Origin of the sequence: Ramlibacter sp. WS9 (assembly GCF_003797765.1) — a bacterium.
GTDB lineage: Bacteria > Pseudomonadota > Gammaproteobacteria > Burkholderiales > Burkholderiaceae_C > Ramlibacter.
In genome coordinates this window covers 61,906-75,948 of sequence record NZ_RKMB01000011.1, presented here as the reverse complement: position 1 = coordinate 75,948, position 14,043 = coordinate 61,906, and the positions used below count along the sequence as shown (strand labels likewise).

Sequence of the window (14,043 nt, the reverse complement as noted above, 5' to 3'; positions counted from 1 at the left end):
TTCCTCCTGCAGTGCAGAGCTGAATGGAATCGATTCGTCGATTGCCGAAGCAATTTTGATCCCTCGTGACGAACGAAATGAATGGGACAAAGCTCCCTGTTTTGTCCTGCCAAGAGGGTTCCCTGCGGCTTCCTTGTCGGAGCGTTCTAGCCATTTGAAAGATTGACGGCGCCCCTTCGCAGTTCAGCGCGGTATCCTTGCGATCTGCAAGCCCAAGGAGTTTTCGTGGCTCAAGTTGACTACGCCGTCAGGCAGACCGCCACCGTCGAGCAGCGCGTCGACGCGATCCAGGCAGCGCTGGATGCGCGCGGGTTCGAAGCGTCGCAAGCCGTCGATGAGCTCGGCCACATGGCGCAGGAGGAGTGGTTGCCGCGAAACGGCGCGCGCGTCTTGGCCAGGGCCTGGACGGATCCTGCGTTCCGCGAGCGCCTCATGGCCGACGGCCGCGCCGCCGTCATGGAGCTGGGCTTGCCGATGCCCAAGCACCACCGCCACCTGGTTGTTCTGGAGAACACGCCCACGGTGCAGAACGTGATCTGCTGCACGCTGTGTTCGTGCACGGCTTTCACCATCATCGGCTTGCCGCCCGACTGGTACAAGGATCTCGAGTACCGCGCCCGCGTCGTGCGCGAGTCGCGGACGGTGCTCAAAGAGATGGGCCTCGACCTGCCGGCCGAGGTGGAGATTCGGGTGTGGGACACCACCGCCGATACGCGCTACATGGTGTTGCCCGAGCAACCCGCGCACACCATCGGTTGGCCGGAAGACAAGCTAGCCGGCATCGTCACGCGGGACGCCATGATCGGCGTCGCGCGCCTCTAGGAGCAGCCGCATGGACGGAGTTCACGACCTCGGTGGGCGCCAGGGCTTCGGCCGCGTGCGCTACACGCTCAACGCGCCCGCGTTCCACGCAACCTGGGAAGTGCGCGCGAATGCGCTCTATGCCCACGCCGTGCGGCGCGGCGTCTTCAACATGGACGAATACCGGCACGCCATCGAGCGCATGGAGCCGCGCCACTACCTGGGCGCCAGCTACTACGAGCGCACGCTCACCAGCCTCGCAACGCTATGCGTCGAGAAGGGCGTGGTACCGCGTGAAGAACTCGAACAGCGCGCCGGCGGCGCCTTCCCGCTCGCGGCACCGAGCGCGCCGGGCCGCGGCAACGCGCCGCAGCGCGAGCGCTTCCGCCCTGGCGACCGTGTGCGCGTGCGGCTGGATTTTGTGCCCGGCCACATCCGCCTGCCTGGCTACATCCGCGGCAAGACCGGTGTTGTCGTGAGCGAGTCGCCTGCGTACCCATTCCCCGATGCGCACGCACATGGGGTGGCGGCGGAAGATGAGCCGACGTACGACGTGCGTTTCCGCTCCGAAGACTTGTGGCCGAACGGCGCCGACGCCGCGCTCGTCCACGTCGGCGTGTTTCAGAGCTATCTCGAGCGAGTGTAGGGCTTGTCGATTTTGGCGCCCCCCGTTCGTCGTACGGGTGGAGGCGCCGAATACGCGGAGCCTCGTCCCCCTAAACCAACCGAGTGAGCACCTCATGACCAAGTCGATCTTCATCAGCCTGCCCGTTGCCGACCTGGCGGCCTCGACCGCCTTTTATAAGGCTTTGGGCTTCGAGCCGAACCCGAAACTCAGCGACGACACAGGCACCTGCATGGTGTGGAGCGAGGCGATCCAGGTGATGCTGATCACCCACCCCAAGTGGCGCACCTTCACGCAGCGGCCCTTCCCGGCGCCGGGCTCGGCCGGGCACATGCTCTCGCTGGCGATGGACAGCCGCGAGGCCGTCGACGCGATGAACAGCGCAGCCGCGGCCCACGGCGGCACGGCCGACGCGAACCCGCCCGAAGACTTCGGCTTCATGTATTCGCGGGACCTGGCCGACCCGGACGGCCATCTGTGGGGCACGGTCTGGATGAGTCCGACGCCGGTTTGATGCGCCGCTTACTCCCCGTTTACTCGCCGTCCCAGTAGTCCACCGCGTGTGAGGGGCGCGTCATGTGCCGCAAGGTCTGGCCGCCATAGGCGCCGATCTTGCCGGAATCGGGGTACTCACACACCTCGGCGGGCATCATGGTGCTGACGGACACGAAGGCCAGCGGCTCGCTGGAATCGTTGACGATCTGGTGCGCCGTTTCCGCACCGCCGGTGGGGCAGCAGATGAAGTCACCCGCGCGGATCTTGCGCGTCTCGCTGCCGTAGCGCAACAAGCCCGAACCGCTGACGATGAAGAACATCTCCTCTTCCGCGTGATGGCTGTGGAACGGGCAGCCCGTCTTGCCGGGCGGCAGCACGTCGTACGAATAGCCCAGCTCTTTCGCGCCCAGGCGCGCCCCCACGCGCGCGCAGCGCGATTCGAACTTGTCGCCGTGGGTTTGGTGCTCGAGCGCGAGCTCGTCGATGTTGACGACGCGGTCTTGGATGGTCATGGCGGCTCCTTTTCTGGAGCGCATCATGGCGCGGAATCGCTCCCGCGTGTGTCAGCAGGGGCGGCGTCCACGCACTCTCTGTCGTCCGATACGCTGCTGCCACGCAGATGACAGGTGCAATTGTGTGCCGCTTGGCCCACTTACCAGTTGGTGATCTTGGGATTCACAAACGAATACTCGTTGGGCACCGACAGGTTGGAGTAGGAGAACGACAGACTCACATCCAGCGACGAAACCTGATGCCACCAAGCAAGCGGCAGAAACATCGTCTCACCTGGCTCGACAACGACGTCGAGCACCTTTACATTCGCGAACTCCGGATATCGATGCAAGTCCACAGCATCGAGATTCACCGGGCTGTACACCTCGAAGTTGTTGTACACGCGGTGATTCTCCAGAGGTGAGACGAATCGCCAGCGCTTGCGGCCAACTACTTGCGTGTGGAAGAGCATGAGGGTGTCGTGGTGGAGCGGTGTGACAGTTCCGGCGGGACCGAACCAGAATGACGAGCTCTCAGCCAGCCGCGACCTGTCGCAGATATCAGGCAACGATCCGATGTCCTCCAGCAACGGCGCGAACTCGGGTCGGCGCAGCAGCTCATTGTTGGCTGTCAGGTACTCGTCGTTAGACACCCCGGTGGACGTCACACGGTCAACAAATTTGCCCAGGTTGACCTGCCGCCTGTGCTTTAGCTTGTCCACCTCATAGAGCTGATTACCCGACCGCTCGGCTTGAATCTCCACCTCCAGATGGCCGAACCGCGCTTTCAGATCTTCGGGGCTCCAACGCTGCATGGCGGGCCAGTCGGTGGTTAAGTCTCTCAGAACCACGGGGCGGCAGCTGTAGACGTAGCGTGTCAGGAACTCGTCCTTTGAGACTCGGCTCCGTTTCTCAACGTGGTCATAGTACGGTGCCTGCTCCCACAGCCTCTGCAAGTTCTGCATCACTGAGACCTGCTTGTCCCGCAGCTCACGCATCCTCATCGCCGCGGCAAACACGGGATCGCTGTGCATTTCCTGAACGGCGGTCGCCGCCACAGCGCGCGGCATTCCTGCCGCCACCATGGTCTGCAACATCGACTCGACTGTGCAGTTGCGGAGCAGGCACTCGGCAATCCACTGATACCAGCTAGCGGCGACAGCTGAAGAACTGGCGAGTGCCTCCGCGGCGGGTTGATCCGGCCGAGGTGCTGGCTGCAAGGGTTGGGGTTGGCCGAGAGCGAGCATGAACAAAGAAGGGCTGACCTCCCTTCAATGATGCACCCAAGCACTGGACTTGCAGGCGACGAAAAGGCACAGGGCGTATGAAATCTGTTACGACTTGCTATGGACACGCACTGAGATCCAGATCTTCAGCTCGGCGTCCAGATCGAACTGGTTCAGCTGGGAATCGGGTACGGCTGGTCGTCGGGCGTGCCCAGCTGCAATTCGCGGTAGTGCTTCTGCCAGCCTGCTGGAAAGCTGGCCGGGTCTCGCGCCGCGAGGAAGGGAACCAGGTCGAAGTGGTTGATGTTGTGCGTGACCGCTTCCAGCCCCAGATCCGCAGTGCCGCGGATGTGCGACATGATCGAGCGGCACGAAAGTGAAAACGCGAACGAGGTCGAGCCGACGCCGTCGAGGCCCACGGCAATGAAGTAAAGCTGCGGCGCGTCGAGGCTGCGAAATCCGCCGCCGCAGCGCAGCCGCAAGTCGTGCGTGTTGCGCACCGTGGCCAGCGCGGGCACGTCGAGCCAGGAAAGGTCGGTGCTGTAGCCGGTGCCCCAGAGCACGGCATCCGGCTGAAGCGCAGTCCCGTCGGAAAGAGTGACGGTGCCGCCTTCGATCGATTCCACGTTCGACACCATGCGGCGGATCGATGCGAAGTGCTCGATCATGCGGTGCCGCCCGGGGATCAGCTGCTGGTGCAGAAGGTCGAACGGGAACGCCGGAACGACAGCTTGCAGACCGAACTTGTCATAGCGTCCGCGCAGGTCCGCTCCGATCGCCGCGCTTTGCTGCGCATGCGTCATGCCCGACGCCTGCAGGCGCGAGAAGTCCCGCACACTTCCGGCGATGGCCTTCGGCTTGCGCGTCGGCATGAACCAGCGCAGGCCGCGGTGGGCCCACGCGATCTCGCTGGCGCCGTGCTGGATCGCGAGGTCCAGCAGGTCGAGCGACGATGCGCCCGCGCCGACGACCAGCACCGACTTGCCGGCGAGTTGGCGCGGATCTTCGAGCGCGGACGAGTGGAGTTCCGTCACCGTGCTCGCCGTGCGCCGTACCGCAGGAGTGAACGGCCGGTTGTGCGCACCCGTGGCGACCACCAGGTGCTTGGCACCCACGGGTCCCCCGGGTGTGACAAGCGACCAGCCGCCTGGACGGGGTGTCGCGCGCACGGGTGTCGAAAGCGAGATGTCCCCCGCCAGGTCGAAGCGATCGACCCACGCCCGGATGTTGGCGAGGATCTGGGGCTGGAACGTTCCGCTCAGCGGCAGATCGCCCAATGTCCAGTCCGCGGCGGCGATCTGGATGTCCTGCCAGGCGGGTAGCTGGCGCCACAGCCCGCCAACGCCGGGCTGCGCATCGAACACGCGGGCGCGCAGCCTGGCCCGCCGCGCGTAGTGAAGCGCAATGACCCCACCGATTCCGGCGCCGACGATCGCGACGTCGAGCTCCTGTAGCATGCTTGGCATGACGCCTCCTCGCAAAGTGCGTGTTGGCAGTATGGCACCTTGTGTCTCGCGTGCAACGCAAAGTTTTTCGCAGCGCTTGACAGCCAAGTAAAGACTATTTACAGTCCGCTCCTCATTGAACAGGGCGCGCAAGCGCCAAAGAATTTTTCAAAGGTCCAACGTGAAATCGCTACGAGAGCCAACAACGAATCAGGTCCGCTTTGCGGGCGAGATGTCGTTTGCGCGCGATCAGCACAAACCGGGTCAGGGAGACGTGTAGACACACGCCGCCCATCTCTCTTGCAGAGGCCCGGTCTCCTGAATGGAACCGGGCCTTTTTGTTTTTCTCTCGCCCTTCGTTGGGCATGCGGCCATCGCGCCGCAACGCTGCATGAATGTGCGGCGACGTTCCTTAACAAGTTGCTGCGAGGCAGCGCCGGTACTGGCCGGCCGCGAGCCTTGCAACCAAAACCCGAAGCCCCGTGCTCTCACGCGTGGGGCGTAAACCGGCCGCAAAAATTGGGCGGCTCCGGAACCCGTGACCGGAAACCTATTTGGTTCGTTAGCTCAGTGGTAGAGCGTCTCCCTGTCGAGGAGAGGGCCGCCGGTTCGATCCCGGCACGAGCCGCCAACACATTGCCGCAATCATCTTGCGGCACCACTTCTTTCACTTCACCTCAACCTACCTACTAAAGGACATCATGAAACGCTCCGCAATCCAGCTCCGGCAGGACGCGGAGCAACAACGAATCGAGATTTACGAAGCCACGCTTCGCCGCGTGGCCCGCCAGCCTCGACCTTCGCCCGACTTTTACAAGGCGATCAAGGAAGCCGAAGCGGGCTTTGCGGGCGAGGTCGTGCGCGACCCGCAGTCGTGGCACCCGCAAATGAAAACGCGAGACCCCGCGCGCCTGCGCCTTGCCGCCGCGCGGCACCTCTTCGCTGGTTATCCAGTGCCCGCGATGCTGGAACGAATCTGGCTCAACGACGCCGGACTGACGCCCGAAGAAGTGCGACTGCGCAAGCAGTGGTACGTGGTGGCGGCGCGCGGTGGGTCGCTGTTCAAGGCAGGCGCCAGCCAGTGGCTGACGCGCAAGGAAGTCCATGCGTTTCTCAATCCGCCCGCCGAACTGGGTTTTGACGAAGCGTTGTGGCATGCGATTGCTTGCTCCTACGCCAGCGCACCCGCTCTCGCGACGTGCATCGCGCGCTCCAAGATCTCGCGCGCACCGCGCGGTGAGATGGGTTTCTGGCGTGACGTTGTGCGGTTCTTCTGCGTCAACCCCGCACCGGTGGAGACGATCGATGACCTTTGCGACTATCTGGCAGAGTGCCGCCGGCAAGACCCGGGCTACAGCATTCAGGGCCGTACGCTGACGTCGCTCAACCGACGGATGCATGAGTGGCACCGCGACCTGGCCGCCATCGAACGCATCGAGGCACTCCGTCGCCGTGCTGCGGGACGCGGCGCTTACCGTGGCTCGAGTGCAGTCGCGCCTGCGGCCGCATGGTTCGGCTCACCGCTTGCCGACTGGGAGTGGAAGCCTTCGGACAAGGATGCCAAAGCCAAGGGCGAGCGCTTCGTGGTCCGCCAGCTGAAGCAGGCCGAAGACCTGGTGATGGAAAGCCGGGCCATGCGTCATTGCGTGTCGAGCTATGCGGCCAAGTGCGTTGCGGGCCACGCATCCATTTGGTCGCTGCGATGGTGCACGAAGGACAAGATCGACCGGCTGCTCACCATCGAAGTCGACCAGCAGGGTCGCGCTGTGCAGGTTCGGGGGTTCGCGAACCGGCCGGCCCACGCGGACGAACAGCGCGTGCTCGTGCGCTGGGCCAAGGCGCGCGGGATTGCCCTGCAATAGGCGTTCACTTAAGTGGTGCGTGTGGCGCAGTGGCAGCGCTCCGGGTTGTGATCCCGGCCGTCGTTTGGTTCGATTCCAACCACGCACCCCATCAACACCCCCCCTCGTGGCGGAATAGGCAGACGCGCCGGTCTCAGAAGCCGGTGCCCACGTGGCATGTCCGTTCGACTCGGACCGAGGGGACCAACCAACACACGCGCTTAGCTCAATAGGCAGAGCACCCGGCTTTTAACCGGGAGGTTCCCGGTTCGATGCCGGGCGCGCGTACCAACCAACAACTGACGGGGCGTAAACGAGCGGCTCAGTTACCTGGCTTTGAACCAGGGTATCGCAGGTTCGAATCCTGCCGCCCCTGCCAACTCCTGCGATAAGCACTGATTTGTCATTGCGGGCTCGACCCGCAATCCATGTCTTGAGGGCTCCTGCTTCGGCGGGAGCCCTTTTTTTGGGCCGCATCAAGTGCGCAGCTTGCGACCCAATTGCGCTTCGACCTTGTCGATCTTGCTGCGCAAGCGCGACTCGTGCCCCGCGCGGTAGTCCACCTTCAAGTTCAGGCCGATGCGCGCGCAGTCGGCCTGCAGCGTCTTGAAGCAGGCCGTGACCACGCCCATCACGTCTTCCCATTCACCTTCCAGAATGGTGCCCATGGGCGTGAGCTGGTAGGGCACGCCGCTCTTGTCGATGACGTCGAGGATGCGCGCGACGTGGGCGCTGAGGCTCTCGCCTTGGCCGTGAGGGGCCATGGCGAATTCGAGTAGGACCATGTTCGCTCCAAGAATTGCGAGGCGTCTATAAGGAAATCCGCGTCCGTACCCTCTACGGCGTGATTGGTTAGGTCACTGATCGACTTAAGCTGACTCAGCTTCAATCGGAAAACTTCGCATTCCCGCGTTCGTGGTCTCAGTGACAACAACATGGCGCCTTGATTGTCCCGCTAGAGGACTGACCGCGACGACACACCGAAACTTGCCACCCGCTTCGCGACTCAAAGATGCGAGCGAGAATGTCTTCAATGTCGTGGCCTGCTTCCTCTTCATAAATGTGCATAACTCTTCGAGCTCCCATGTGGAATTTGTCAAAATCGCCCCTTGCAAGTCATGCACATAACTGCTGAGGTATTCACGTAGCACGCTTTCCATATCGACGGCAGTTTTCCCCGGAAGCAAGGCGATCAGATCAAACAGTTCGCCGTAACGCTGCCGGAGATCCAGATCCGTCATGCCTGAAGCCAGCGCGGCAAGCTCTATTGGGAGCGTTGCGTTTTTCGCGTCATTCGACAATTTGTACGGATGCCCTGAAAAGCTCGGAAGGTATCGCTCCAAGGGGCCGCCGGGCAGAAGCAAGATGTTTTTCTCTTTAAGCGCGTGACAGATCTGTCTCAGCCTGCCTTCGACATCAGCCACTACCGACTCGGAGGTGGCGAGGATGATGTCTGCTCTAACTCTGCCAATCGCGGACATCATCGCAGCGCGCGCCCGAGGATACCGATCTTGAGCCCACTGCGGGCGCGGGCCGAATTCTGTCAAGAAAGATCTTAGATCAGCTAGCGAGTTTGGAGTGTTCGTTGAAGCCAGGAACGTATCAATTACGGCTGTTAGACGACTATCAAGCTCGCCGCAATACTTCGCAAAGTTCCCGCCTACTCCAGCTGCGGCTAGAAAGCTTTGTACGGAATCCGAACCTTTTACACACGCTCGGAGATTGCCGCTGAACAGACTGTCCAGGTCGTACAAAAAATAGGCCTTCTTCGCAAATGCTGTGCATAGCGTGAAGTACTGATTTACTTCCTCGCATCCACCCGCGTCAATGACGCAGCTGCCAGCTGCTGCTGTCGAAATGCCTCGTGCTTCCTGGACGGCTTCGACAATCTGTGCGTCGATAATTCCTTCAACAAAGATGGGGTTGTCCGAAAAGAATAGCTGCTTGTGATGAACGTTTAGCCTAGGCACTATTGATTTCAGTCGCGCAGCTTCGTACTCGGACATTTCAAAGATGTGCCGGGGCGCTTCATGTTTTAGGTCGAAGGAAATCACTGACCTCACATCGTCGATGGACCGAAAATCCAGGATGAAAGGCGAGTGGGTAATGAGAAATACAACTTTCTTTGTGCGATCCACCTTAGGATTTCCCGCAACCCGGCGGACTTCCTGCATAAAGAAAGCTTGGTACTGCGGGTGAAGGTTCAGCTCGGGCTCATCGATGATTATCGAGTCGTGTTCGTCGTCGTAGAGATGAGTCAAGAGCACAAGTAGTTCCTTGATGCCGTGGCACTCTTCCCGGTCGATACGGTATGCAGCTCCTGTTGCGCCGAGCGTCGCGTTCGCCACTAGATTGCCTGATACCCACTCCAAGTTGATGCGTCTGTTGAATATGTGGCCCAGCGTTGCTTCTACCTGGATTCTCAAATCAAGCCGCTGTTCAAGGAGCATCAGAGTGTCTATGCCAGAACCAACAGCCAAGCCCGCGTTCCTATACCGATCAAATTTGCTCTTCGCGAATCCATCTGGGAAGTGGTCTCCAACTACAGTTCTTAGCCCCCCCTCGCCTTCCATTCCGGCAAGACGGTCTGTACTCAGCAATCTAACTTTCGGCAACTGAGTCCTGAGCACCGAGGCGAATCTAGACTTGCCGCTCCCGTTGGCACCTACCAAGTAATTTATGGCCCCCACCTTTGAGGTCAAAAATCTCCCTTTTGTCCAAGGAAGGGGCAACTCCATGTCAATGGTCATGTCAATCATTGGATCCTCCGGTGCTGCCTATCGTAAGGGGCGTTCATTTGGTATTGACCAGATGTCGCGATCCGGCAAATGTTCCGTCACGTTTCCGCTTTCCCCTTGGCTTTCTACTACTTAAGCAGCAGAATCCTTCCCCAGGAGGAAACCCACATGCCCGGACTTCGCAAACTCGCGGCGCGCGCCGCACTGGTGGCTGGTGTCGTTTGCGCCTTGAGCGCCGGCGCGCTCGCGCAAGACAGTGAGAACTCACAAAAGATTCGTGATCTGCCCTGGCAGGTGGAGCCGGCCGTGGGCAAGATCGCCGACAAGGCCACCGTGCCGCTCACGGGGATGCGGTTCCTGGATTCGGCGGCCACGGACAAGTTCATGCAGTTGACGGGCAACCTGCCTCGGCAGAACTCGTACCTGCTCGGGCGCAAGGACTTGGCGTGGTTTGCCGTGCTCGATTTCGTGCCCGAAGGCTATGTGAAGGACGATGAGAAGATCGACGCGGCCAAGCTGCTGGCCGTTCTCAAAGAGGGCAACGAGGCCGGCGCGCAGGAGCGCAAGAAGCGCGGCCTGCCGTCGCTCATTCTCGACGGCTGGCAGATGCCGCCCCAGTACGACGCGGAAAACAAGCGGCTCGAATGGGCCACGGTGCTGCATTCCGACGGCGGCGAGAAGGTCGTCAACTATTCGACCAAGCTGCTGGCGCGCCGCGGCTACACCACGGCGGTGCTGGTGTCCGATCCGGCCAACTTCACGAGCGACGTGGCGGAGTTCAAGGCCGCCCTCAAGACCGTTCAATACGTGCCGGGCGAGTCGTATGCCGAGTTCAAGCAGGGCGACAAGATCGCCGCCTACGGGCTGGGCGCGTTGATCGTGGGCGGGGCCGCGGCCATGGCCACCAAGAAGGGCTTCTGGGCGGCGGCGGCGGCGTTCTTCGCGGCGTTCTGGAAATTGATCATCGGCGCGGGCGTCGCCCTGCTGGCGGGCATCGGCGCGATCTTCAAGAAGAAACAGAAGGAATGACGCTGGCGGCCGAGTCGCTGCTGGCGCTCCTCATCATCGGGCTGTACCTCAACGACTCGGTGTCCCTGCTGCCGGGCAACCAGGCGATGCTGGCGCAGGGCGTGCGCGGCCAATGGGCCGCGCGCTTTGCCGCCCGGCGCTTCACGCTGCTGGGCAAGCACGTGTTCGTCGGCGGCGTGCTGCCGCCCAACACGCTGCTGTTCAAGCTCGCGTGGACGATGGAGGCGGATGCGCCTGCTTCGCCGGGTTGGGAGGCGTATGGCCAGCGGCTGCGGCCGTTTCAGTGGGCGGCTGCGTTCTTGCTTGTTGTGATCATGGTGCTGCTCCCGCTCGCGCTGGTGTTGCGGGCGGGGGATGCCGCGGTGTTGACGTTGCTCGCGCTGACGTACACATCGATCGTGGGCGTGTGGATCGCGCTGTGGCTGGCGCGGCATCGCCTGGAGCTGTCGTCGGCGTATTGCCTCAAACTCGGCGCCGAGATGCTGCTGTGCCCGCCGGTGGCGGTGAACCTGCCGCGCCGGATTTCGCTGCAGCGTGCGGTCGATGAAGATTTCGTGAGCGCGTGCCGGCGTCTGCTGCCGCCATCGCAATGGGCCGATGCGGCGGAGAGCCTCGTGATGCGCATCGACGATGAACTCGAGTCGGAAGACGCCGGCTCCACCCGGCACGTTCAACTGACCCAACGCAAGGAGAGCCTGGTGTGAGCGCTGTCGAAATCTTTGTCGTGATCGTGGCGGGTGTGTTGGGGTATCTGGCGGTGGCGCACTTCATGTCGCCGAAGCCCAAGGAGCGGGAATCGATCACACCGCCGGAGGATGAGCGCGACAAACAGCCCTGAATCTCCTTGCCTGTTGTTCCGTGAGCGAACTGCTCAGCTATAGTGCCAAGAACAAATCAAGGAGAGGGAGAAACCCATGTCGTCGAAACGGCCTGCCATCCTCATGGCGATTCTGCTGCTGTTGATCGGTGCGTACTTCACGTGGCCGACGATCCAGAATCATTACTACCGACCGACCTTCGCGCATCCGGCTGCCGAAGTGCCCACCGGTCCCCTTCCAAAGACGAACGGCATCTCGAATCTTGCGCTGAAGCAAGAGGCGGATGGGCGCTGGATGGTGAGTTTTGACCACGCTTACACGGGCGAGCCGAAGTACGCGTCTGTGCGGATTTTCCAAGTGATCACGTCGCCCACGAACCCAAAGCCCATCGACTTGGTTGTCTATACGCAAGCAGCAAAGCCCGGAACCCATCATCACAGCGCGGTTTTACGCAATCCCAATCCCCGAGAGATGTATGCGACGGAGAAGGTGTTCGCGGAGCTGTTCACGCATCAGCAGCAGCAGATTGCCAAAGTCACGCTGAACCAGCGCATCCAGTGGCCCGATCCCGTCAAGACGGAAGTTGCGCAGGCGTTGGCCGCAGGCAAGGTGGACGACGTGCTGCAAAAGGCGGTGAGCATGATCGACTCCAACGAGGACCATGAGTTGCAGCAAGCGCGCAAGCTGCTGCAGACGCTGGTGGACCTGAGTCCGGGCACGGATGCCGCCTATGTCGAGTTGGCCCGCGTCGCCATGAAAACGTCGTGGAACGCTGGCGGCCTGCGTGACGCCGAGACCCTGATCGGTTCGGCCTTGCAGATCCGTCCGGACAGTGTGAACGCGAAGGTTTTGCTGGGTTACGTGTATGCGCATCAAGGCCGCCACAAGCCGGCGGAGGCACTCTTCGCGGAAGCCGCCGCGACGAACCCGCCCAACCTGTGGCTGTGGGCCAATTGGGGCCAGGTGCTGGCCATGCAGGGCAAGACGGACGCCGCGATCGAGAAATACCGCGAGGCAGTCAAAAGGCCGCCGACGCAAGACACTTACGACCGGGCGCGTTGGGACGCCTATACCAACCTGCTGGCTTTGTTGCAGCAGCGTACCGATCTCGCGGGTGCCGAGGCGCTGCTGAAGCAGCGGGCCACGGAATACCCGGCCAAGGGTTGCTTCGCCATCGACTACGCACACTTCATCGTGCTGCAGCGCGGCCAGGCGGCAGAAGCGCAGGCCGTGTTGCGCGACATTCCGATCACGCCTTGCGATGAGTACCGCAAACGCCTGGTGGAAGGGCTGGTCCGCTATGTGGCGTGGGCAGGCAGCGCGGAGCCCGAGCGCGCCGAGTTGTTGCGCCAGGCGCGCGCTTTCCACCCCGTGAACCCGGCCTTGTTTTACGCACTGGCTTCCAGTGACAAGGGGGCTGCAGTCATCAAGCAGCTCGTCGCCACGGGCGAGAAGTTGGGCATGCAAGACGGCGAACAGCTCGATTCGCTCGCGCACGCTTTGAGCAGAGGCGACGTTGCCGGCGCGCGACGGCTGCTGCGGCTGGGGGCGAATCCGGTTGCCGAGGTCGGGCCGCAGAAGATGCCGGCCGCGCTGATCCCGGTGGTCCGGCGAGACATCGAAGGCATCCGCCTGATGCAACGCGCTGGCGTGGACTACGCCAAGTTGCGCTATGAAGGAACCACCGCGCCGGATCACGCCCGCAAGACAGGCGATACGAAGCTGTTGCAGCTGCTGGACCCCAAGTCCGACAAGGTGTAGGCAAGGCGGGACGCGTATCCCAGCGCCCGCAGGCGCCTCAAGCCCCCGCTGCCGCCAGCTCCCCGTACGCATGGTTGATCCACATCTTCAGGCGCTGGCGCTCCATCAGGCTCAGGCCGGGGCCGTCCGCGCGGGGCGCGTTCTGGGCCGCCCAGAAGCTGCTGTTGTGGGCGTCGATCTTCTGCACCACGGTGTCCTGCAGGTGCTTGAGGGAGATGACCTTCGCGCCCATGGTGAGCGCACGCTCGAGGTGACCGGACTTTTCGAGCTGGCTGAAATCGTCGCCGCGCAGTTGGTTGCGTACCAGCACGTAGTTCACGCGTGTGCCGAAGCGGTCCAGCAGGCGGGCAAGCAGGTCCACCGAATCGCGGCCGGCGTCCATCACGTGCCAGTAGGTCAGCGTGAAGAACCCGCCCGTCTGCATGTCCAGCACGCCGGAATCGTCCATCCATTTCACCAGCGGCGCGTCCGTCTGCGCCGCCAGATCGACCAGCACGCGCCGGCCCAATTGCTCGACGGCGGTTTCGACGATCTCGTCGAGCGCTTCATACCGGTCGATCAACACCGGCGACGCGTAGTCCGCGTAAAAGCGCAGCAGCGCGCCATGGGAACGGTCCGTGTCGAAACCAATGAAGGGGAGGTCGTGGTCGATGAAATACTGCGCCAGGAGGCGCGACACCATGGACTTGCCGACGCCGCCCTTTTCACCGCCGATCAGGTGGATTTTTGTGGAGCTGAGGGTGTCTGATTCTGGGTTTTGCATGAAAGGCTCG

At 62.3% G+C, this 14,043-nt stretch carries 14 protein-coding genes and 5 tRNA genes; 13 read left to right on the top strand and 6 right to left on the bottom strand.

Going from position 1 to position 14,043, the window contains the following annotated elements; translation table 11 throughout:
- The first annotated feature begins 225 nt into the window (after positions 1–225).
- From EEB15_RS17445 to EEB15_RS17435, 3 genes are all read left to right on the top strand, one after another.
- A complete protein-coding gene (locus EEB15_RS17445; RefSeq protein WP_141511150.1) occupies positions 226–822 on the top strand; it encodes a nitrile hydratase subunit alpha in 597 nt (198 codons plus the stop codon).
- 10 nt (positions 823–832) lie between these two features.
- Entirely contained in the window at positions 833–1,447 is a 615-nt protein-coding gene (gene nthB, locus EEB15_RS17440) for a nitrile hydratase subunit beta (protein WP_141511149.1), read from the top strand.
- Between the two features lie 94 nt (positions 1,448–1,541).
- On the top strand, positions 1,542–1,940 hold the full coding sequence (locus tag EEB15_RS17435) for a VOC family protein (protein WP_141511148.1): 399 nt from the start codon (positions 1,542–1,544) through the stop codon (positions 1,938–1,940).
- Between the two features lie 19 nt (positions 1,941–1,959).
- Here EEB15_RS17435 and EEB15_RS17430 read toward each other — a convergent pair whose 3' ends face one another.
- From EEB15_RS17430 to EEB15_RS17420, 3 genes are all read right to left on the bottom strand, one after another.
- Positions 1,960–2,433: a cupin domain-containing protein gene (locus EEB15_RS17430; protein ID WP_141511147.1), complete on the bottom strand. Its 474-nt coding sequence runs from the start codon at positions 2,431–2,433 to the stop codon at positions 1,960–1,962.
- A gap of 140 nt (positions 2,434–2,573) precedes the next feature.
- The gene (locus EEB15_RS17425) at positions 2,574–3,509 is read right to left on the bottom strand and encodes a cupin-like domain-containing protein (RefSeq protein WP_158290157.1); all 936 of its coding nucleotides are present in this window, start codon (positions 3,507–3,509) and stop codon (positions 2,574–2,576) included.
- 302 nt (positions 3,510–3,811) lie between these two features.
- The gene (locus tag EEB15_RS17420) at positions 3,812–5,104 is read right to left on the bottom strand and encodes an FAD-dependent oxidoreductase (RefSeq protein ID WP_141511145.1); all 1,293 of its coding nucleotides are present in this window, start codon (positions 5,102–5,104) and stop codon (positions 3,812–3,814) included.
- 535 nt (positions 5,105–5,639) lie between these two features.
- Between EEB15_RS17420 and EEB15_RS17415 the strand changes: the two genes are divergently transcribed.
- From EEB15_RS17415 to EEB15_RS17390, 6 genes are all read left to right on the top strand, one after another.
- Positions 5,640–5,714: transfer RNA gene (locus tag EEB15_RS17415), tRNA-Asp, on the top strand.
- Positions 5,715–5,784: 70 nt separating this feature from the next.
- Positions 5,785–6,945 (top strand): PcfJ domain-containing protein, encoded by a 1,161-nt coding sequence (locus EEB15_RS17410; RefSeq protein ID WP_141511144.1) that lies wholly within the window; start codon positions 5,785–5,787, stop codon positions 6,943–6,945.
- A 15-nt stretch (positions 6,946–6,960) separates the two neighbouring features.
- Positions 6,961–7,036: transfer RNA gene (locus tag EEB15_RS17405), tRNA-His, on the top strand.
- 9 nt (positions 7,037–7,045) lie between these two features.
- Positions 7,046–7,131, top strand: a tRNA-Leu gene (locus tag EEB15_RS17400).
- 8 nt (positions 7,132–7,139) lie between these two features.
- Positions 7,140–7,215 (top strand) — tRNA-Lys (locus tag EEB15_RS17395).
- 12 nt (positions 7,216–7,227) lie between these two features.
- Positions 7,228–7,303, top strand: a tRNA-Gln gene (locus EEB15_RS17390).
- 97 nt (positions 7,304–7,400) lie between these two features.
- On the opposite strand, the gene EEB15_RS17385 is transcribed toward EEB15_RS17390, so the two are convergent.
- Entirely contained in the window at positions 7,401–7,709 is a 309-nt protein-coding gene (locus EEB15_RS17385) for an MTH1187 family thiamine-binding protein (protein ID WP_141511143.1), read from the bottom strand.
- A gap of 84 nt (positions 7,710–7,793) precedes the next feature.
- A complete protein-coding gene (locus tag EEB15_RS17380) occupies positions 7,794–9,674 on the bottom strand; it encodes an ATP-dependent endonuclease (RefSeq protein ID WP_158290156.1) in 1,881 nt (626 codons plus the stop codon).
- Between the two features lie 156 nt (positions 9,675–9,830).
- On the opposite strand from EEB15_RS17380, the gene EEB15_RS17375 reads away from it, so the two are divergent.
- The 4 genes from EEB15_RS17375 to EEB15_RS17365 all read left to right on the top strand — a co-directional run bounded on the left by EEB15_RS17375 (position 9,831) and on the right by EEB15_RS17365 (position 13,270).
- Positions 9,831–10,691, top strand: coding sequence for a DUF2167 domain-containing protein (locus EEB15_RS17375; RefSeq protein WP_158290155.1), 861 nt, complete (start codon positions 9,831–9,833; stop codon positions 10,689–10,691).
- Positions 10,688–11,395 carry a hypothetical protein gene (locus EEB15_RS17370; RefSeq protein WP_141511140.1) on the top strand — a complete coding sequence of 236 codons (708 nt, stop codon included), beginning with the start codon at positions 10,688–10,690 and terminating at the stop codon, positions 11,393–11,395. The genes EEB15_RS17375 and EEB15_RS17370 overlap by 4 nt, the downstream gene beginning before the upstream one ends.
- Positions 11,392–11,529, top strand: coding sequence for a hypothetical protein (locus EEB15_RS33715; protein WP_158290154.1), 138 nt, complete (start codon positions 11,392–11,394; stop codon positions 11,527–11,529). The genes EEB15_RS17370 and EEB15_RS33715 overlap by 4 nt, the downstream gene beginning before the upstream one ends.
- A 76-nt stretch (positions 11,530–11,605) precedes the next feature.
- The gene (locus EEB15_RS17365; RefSeq protein WP_141511139.1) at positions 11,606–13,270 is read left to right on the top strand and encodes a tetratricopeptide repeat protein; all 1,665 of its coding nucleotides are present in this window, start codon (positions 11,606–11,608) and stop codon (positions 13,268–13,270) included.
- A 37-nt stretch (positions 13,271–13,307) separates the two neighbouring features.
- Here EEB15_RS17365 and EEB15_RS17360 read toward each other — a convergent pair whose 3' ends face one another.
- Positions 13,308–14,033, bottom strand: coding sequence for a mobilization protein (locus EEB15_RS17360; RefSeq protein ID WP_141511138.1), 726 nt, complete (start codon positions 14,031–14,033; stop codon positions 13,308–13,310).
- Between the last annotated feature and the right edge of the window lie 10 nt (positions 14,034–14,043).

Coding starts and splice junctions, on each gene's coding strand:
- EEB15_RS17410 (WP_141511144.1), top strand. CDS start 5,785: ATGAAACGCTCCGCAATCCAGCTCCGGCAGGACGCGGAGCAACAACGA.
- EEB15_RS17360 (WP_141511138.1), bottom strand. CDS start 14,033: ATGCAAAACCCAGAATCAGACACCCTCAGCTCCACAAAAATCCACCTG.
- EEB15_RS17420 (WP_141511145.1), bottom strand. CDS start 5,104: ATGCCAAGCATGCTACAGGAGCTCGACGTCGCGATCGTCGGCGCCGGA.
- EEB15_RS17385 (WP_141511143.1), bottom strand. CDS start 7,709: ATGGTCCTACTCGAATTCGCCATGGCCCCTCACGGCCAAGGCGAGAGC.
- nthB (WP_141511149.1), top strand. CDS start 833: ATGGACGGAGTTCACGACCTCGGTGGGCGCCAGGGCTTCGGCCGCGTG.
- EEB15_RS17435 (WP_141511148.1), top strand. CDS start 1,542: ATGACCAAGTCGATCTTCATCAGCCTGCCCGTTGCCGACCTGGCGGCC.
- EEB15_RS17370 (WP_141511140.1), top strand. CDS start 10,688: ATGACGCTGGCGGCCGAGTCGCTGCTGGCGCTCCTCATCATCGGGCTG.
- EEB15_RS17430 (WP_141511147.1), bottom strand. CDS start 2,433: ATGACCATCCAAGACCGCGTCGTCAACATCGACGAGCTCGCGCTCGAG.
- EEB15_RS17380 (WP_158290156.1), bottom strand. CDS start 9,674: ATGACCATTGACATGGAGTTGCCCCTTCCTTGGACAAAAGGGAGATTT.
- EEB15_RS17375 (WP_158290155.1), top strand. CDS start 9,831: ATGCCCGGACTTCGCAAACTCGCGGCGCGCGCCGCACTGGTGGCTGGT.
- EEB15_RS17425 (WP_158290157.1), bottom strand. CDS start 3,509: ATGTTGCAGACCATGGTGGCGGCAGGAATGCCGCGCGCTGTGGCGGCG.
- EEB15_RS17365 (WP_141511139.1), top strand. CDS start 11,606: ATGTCGTCGAAACGGCCTGCCATCCTCATGGCGATTCTGCTGCTGTTG.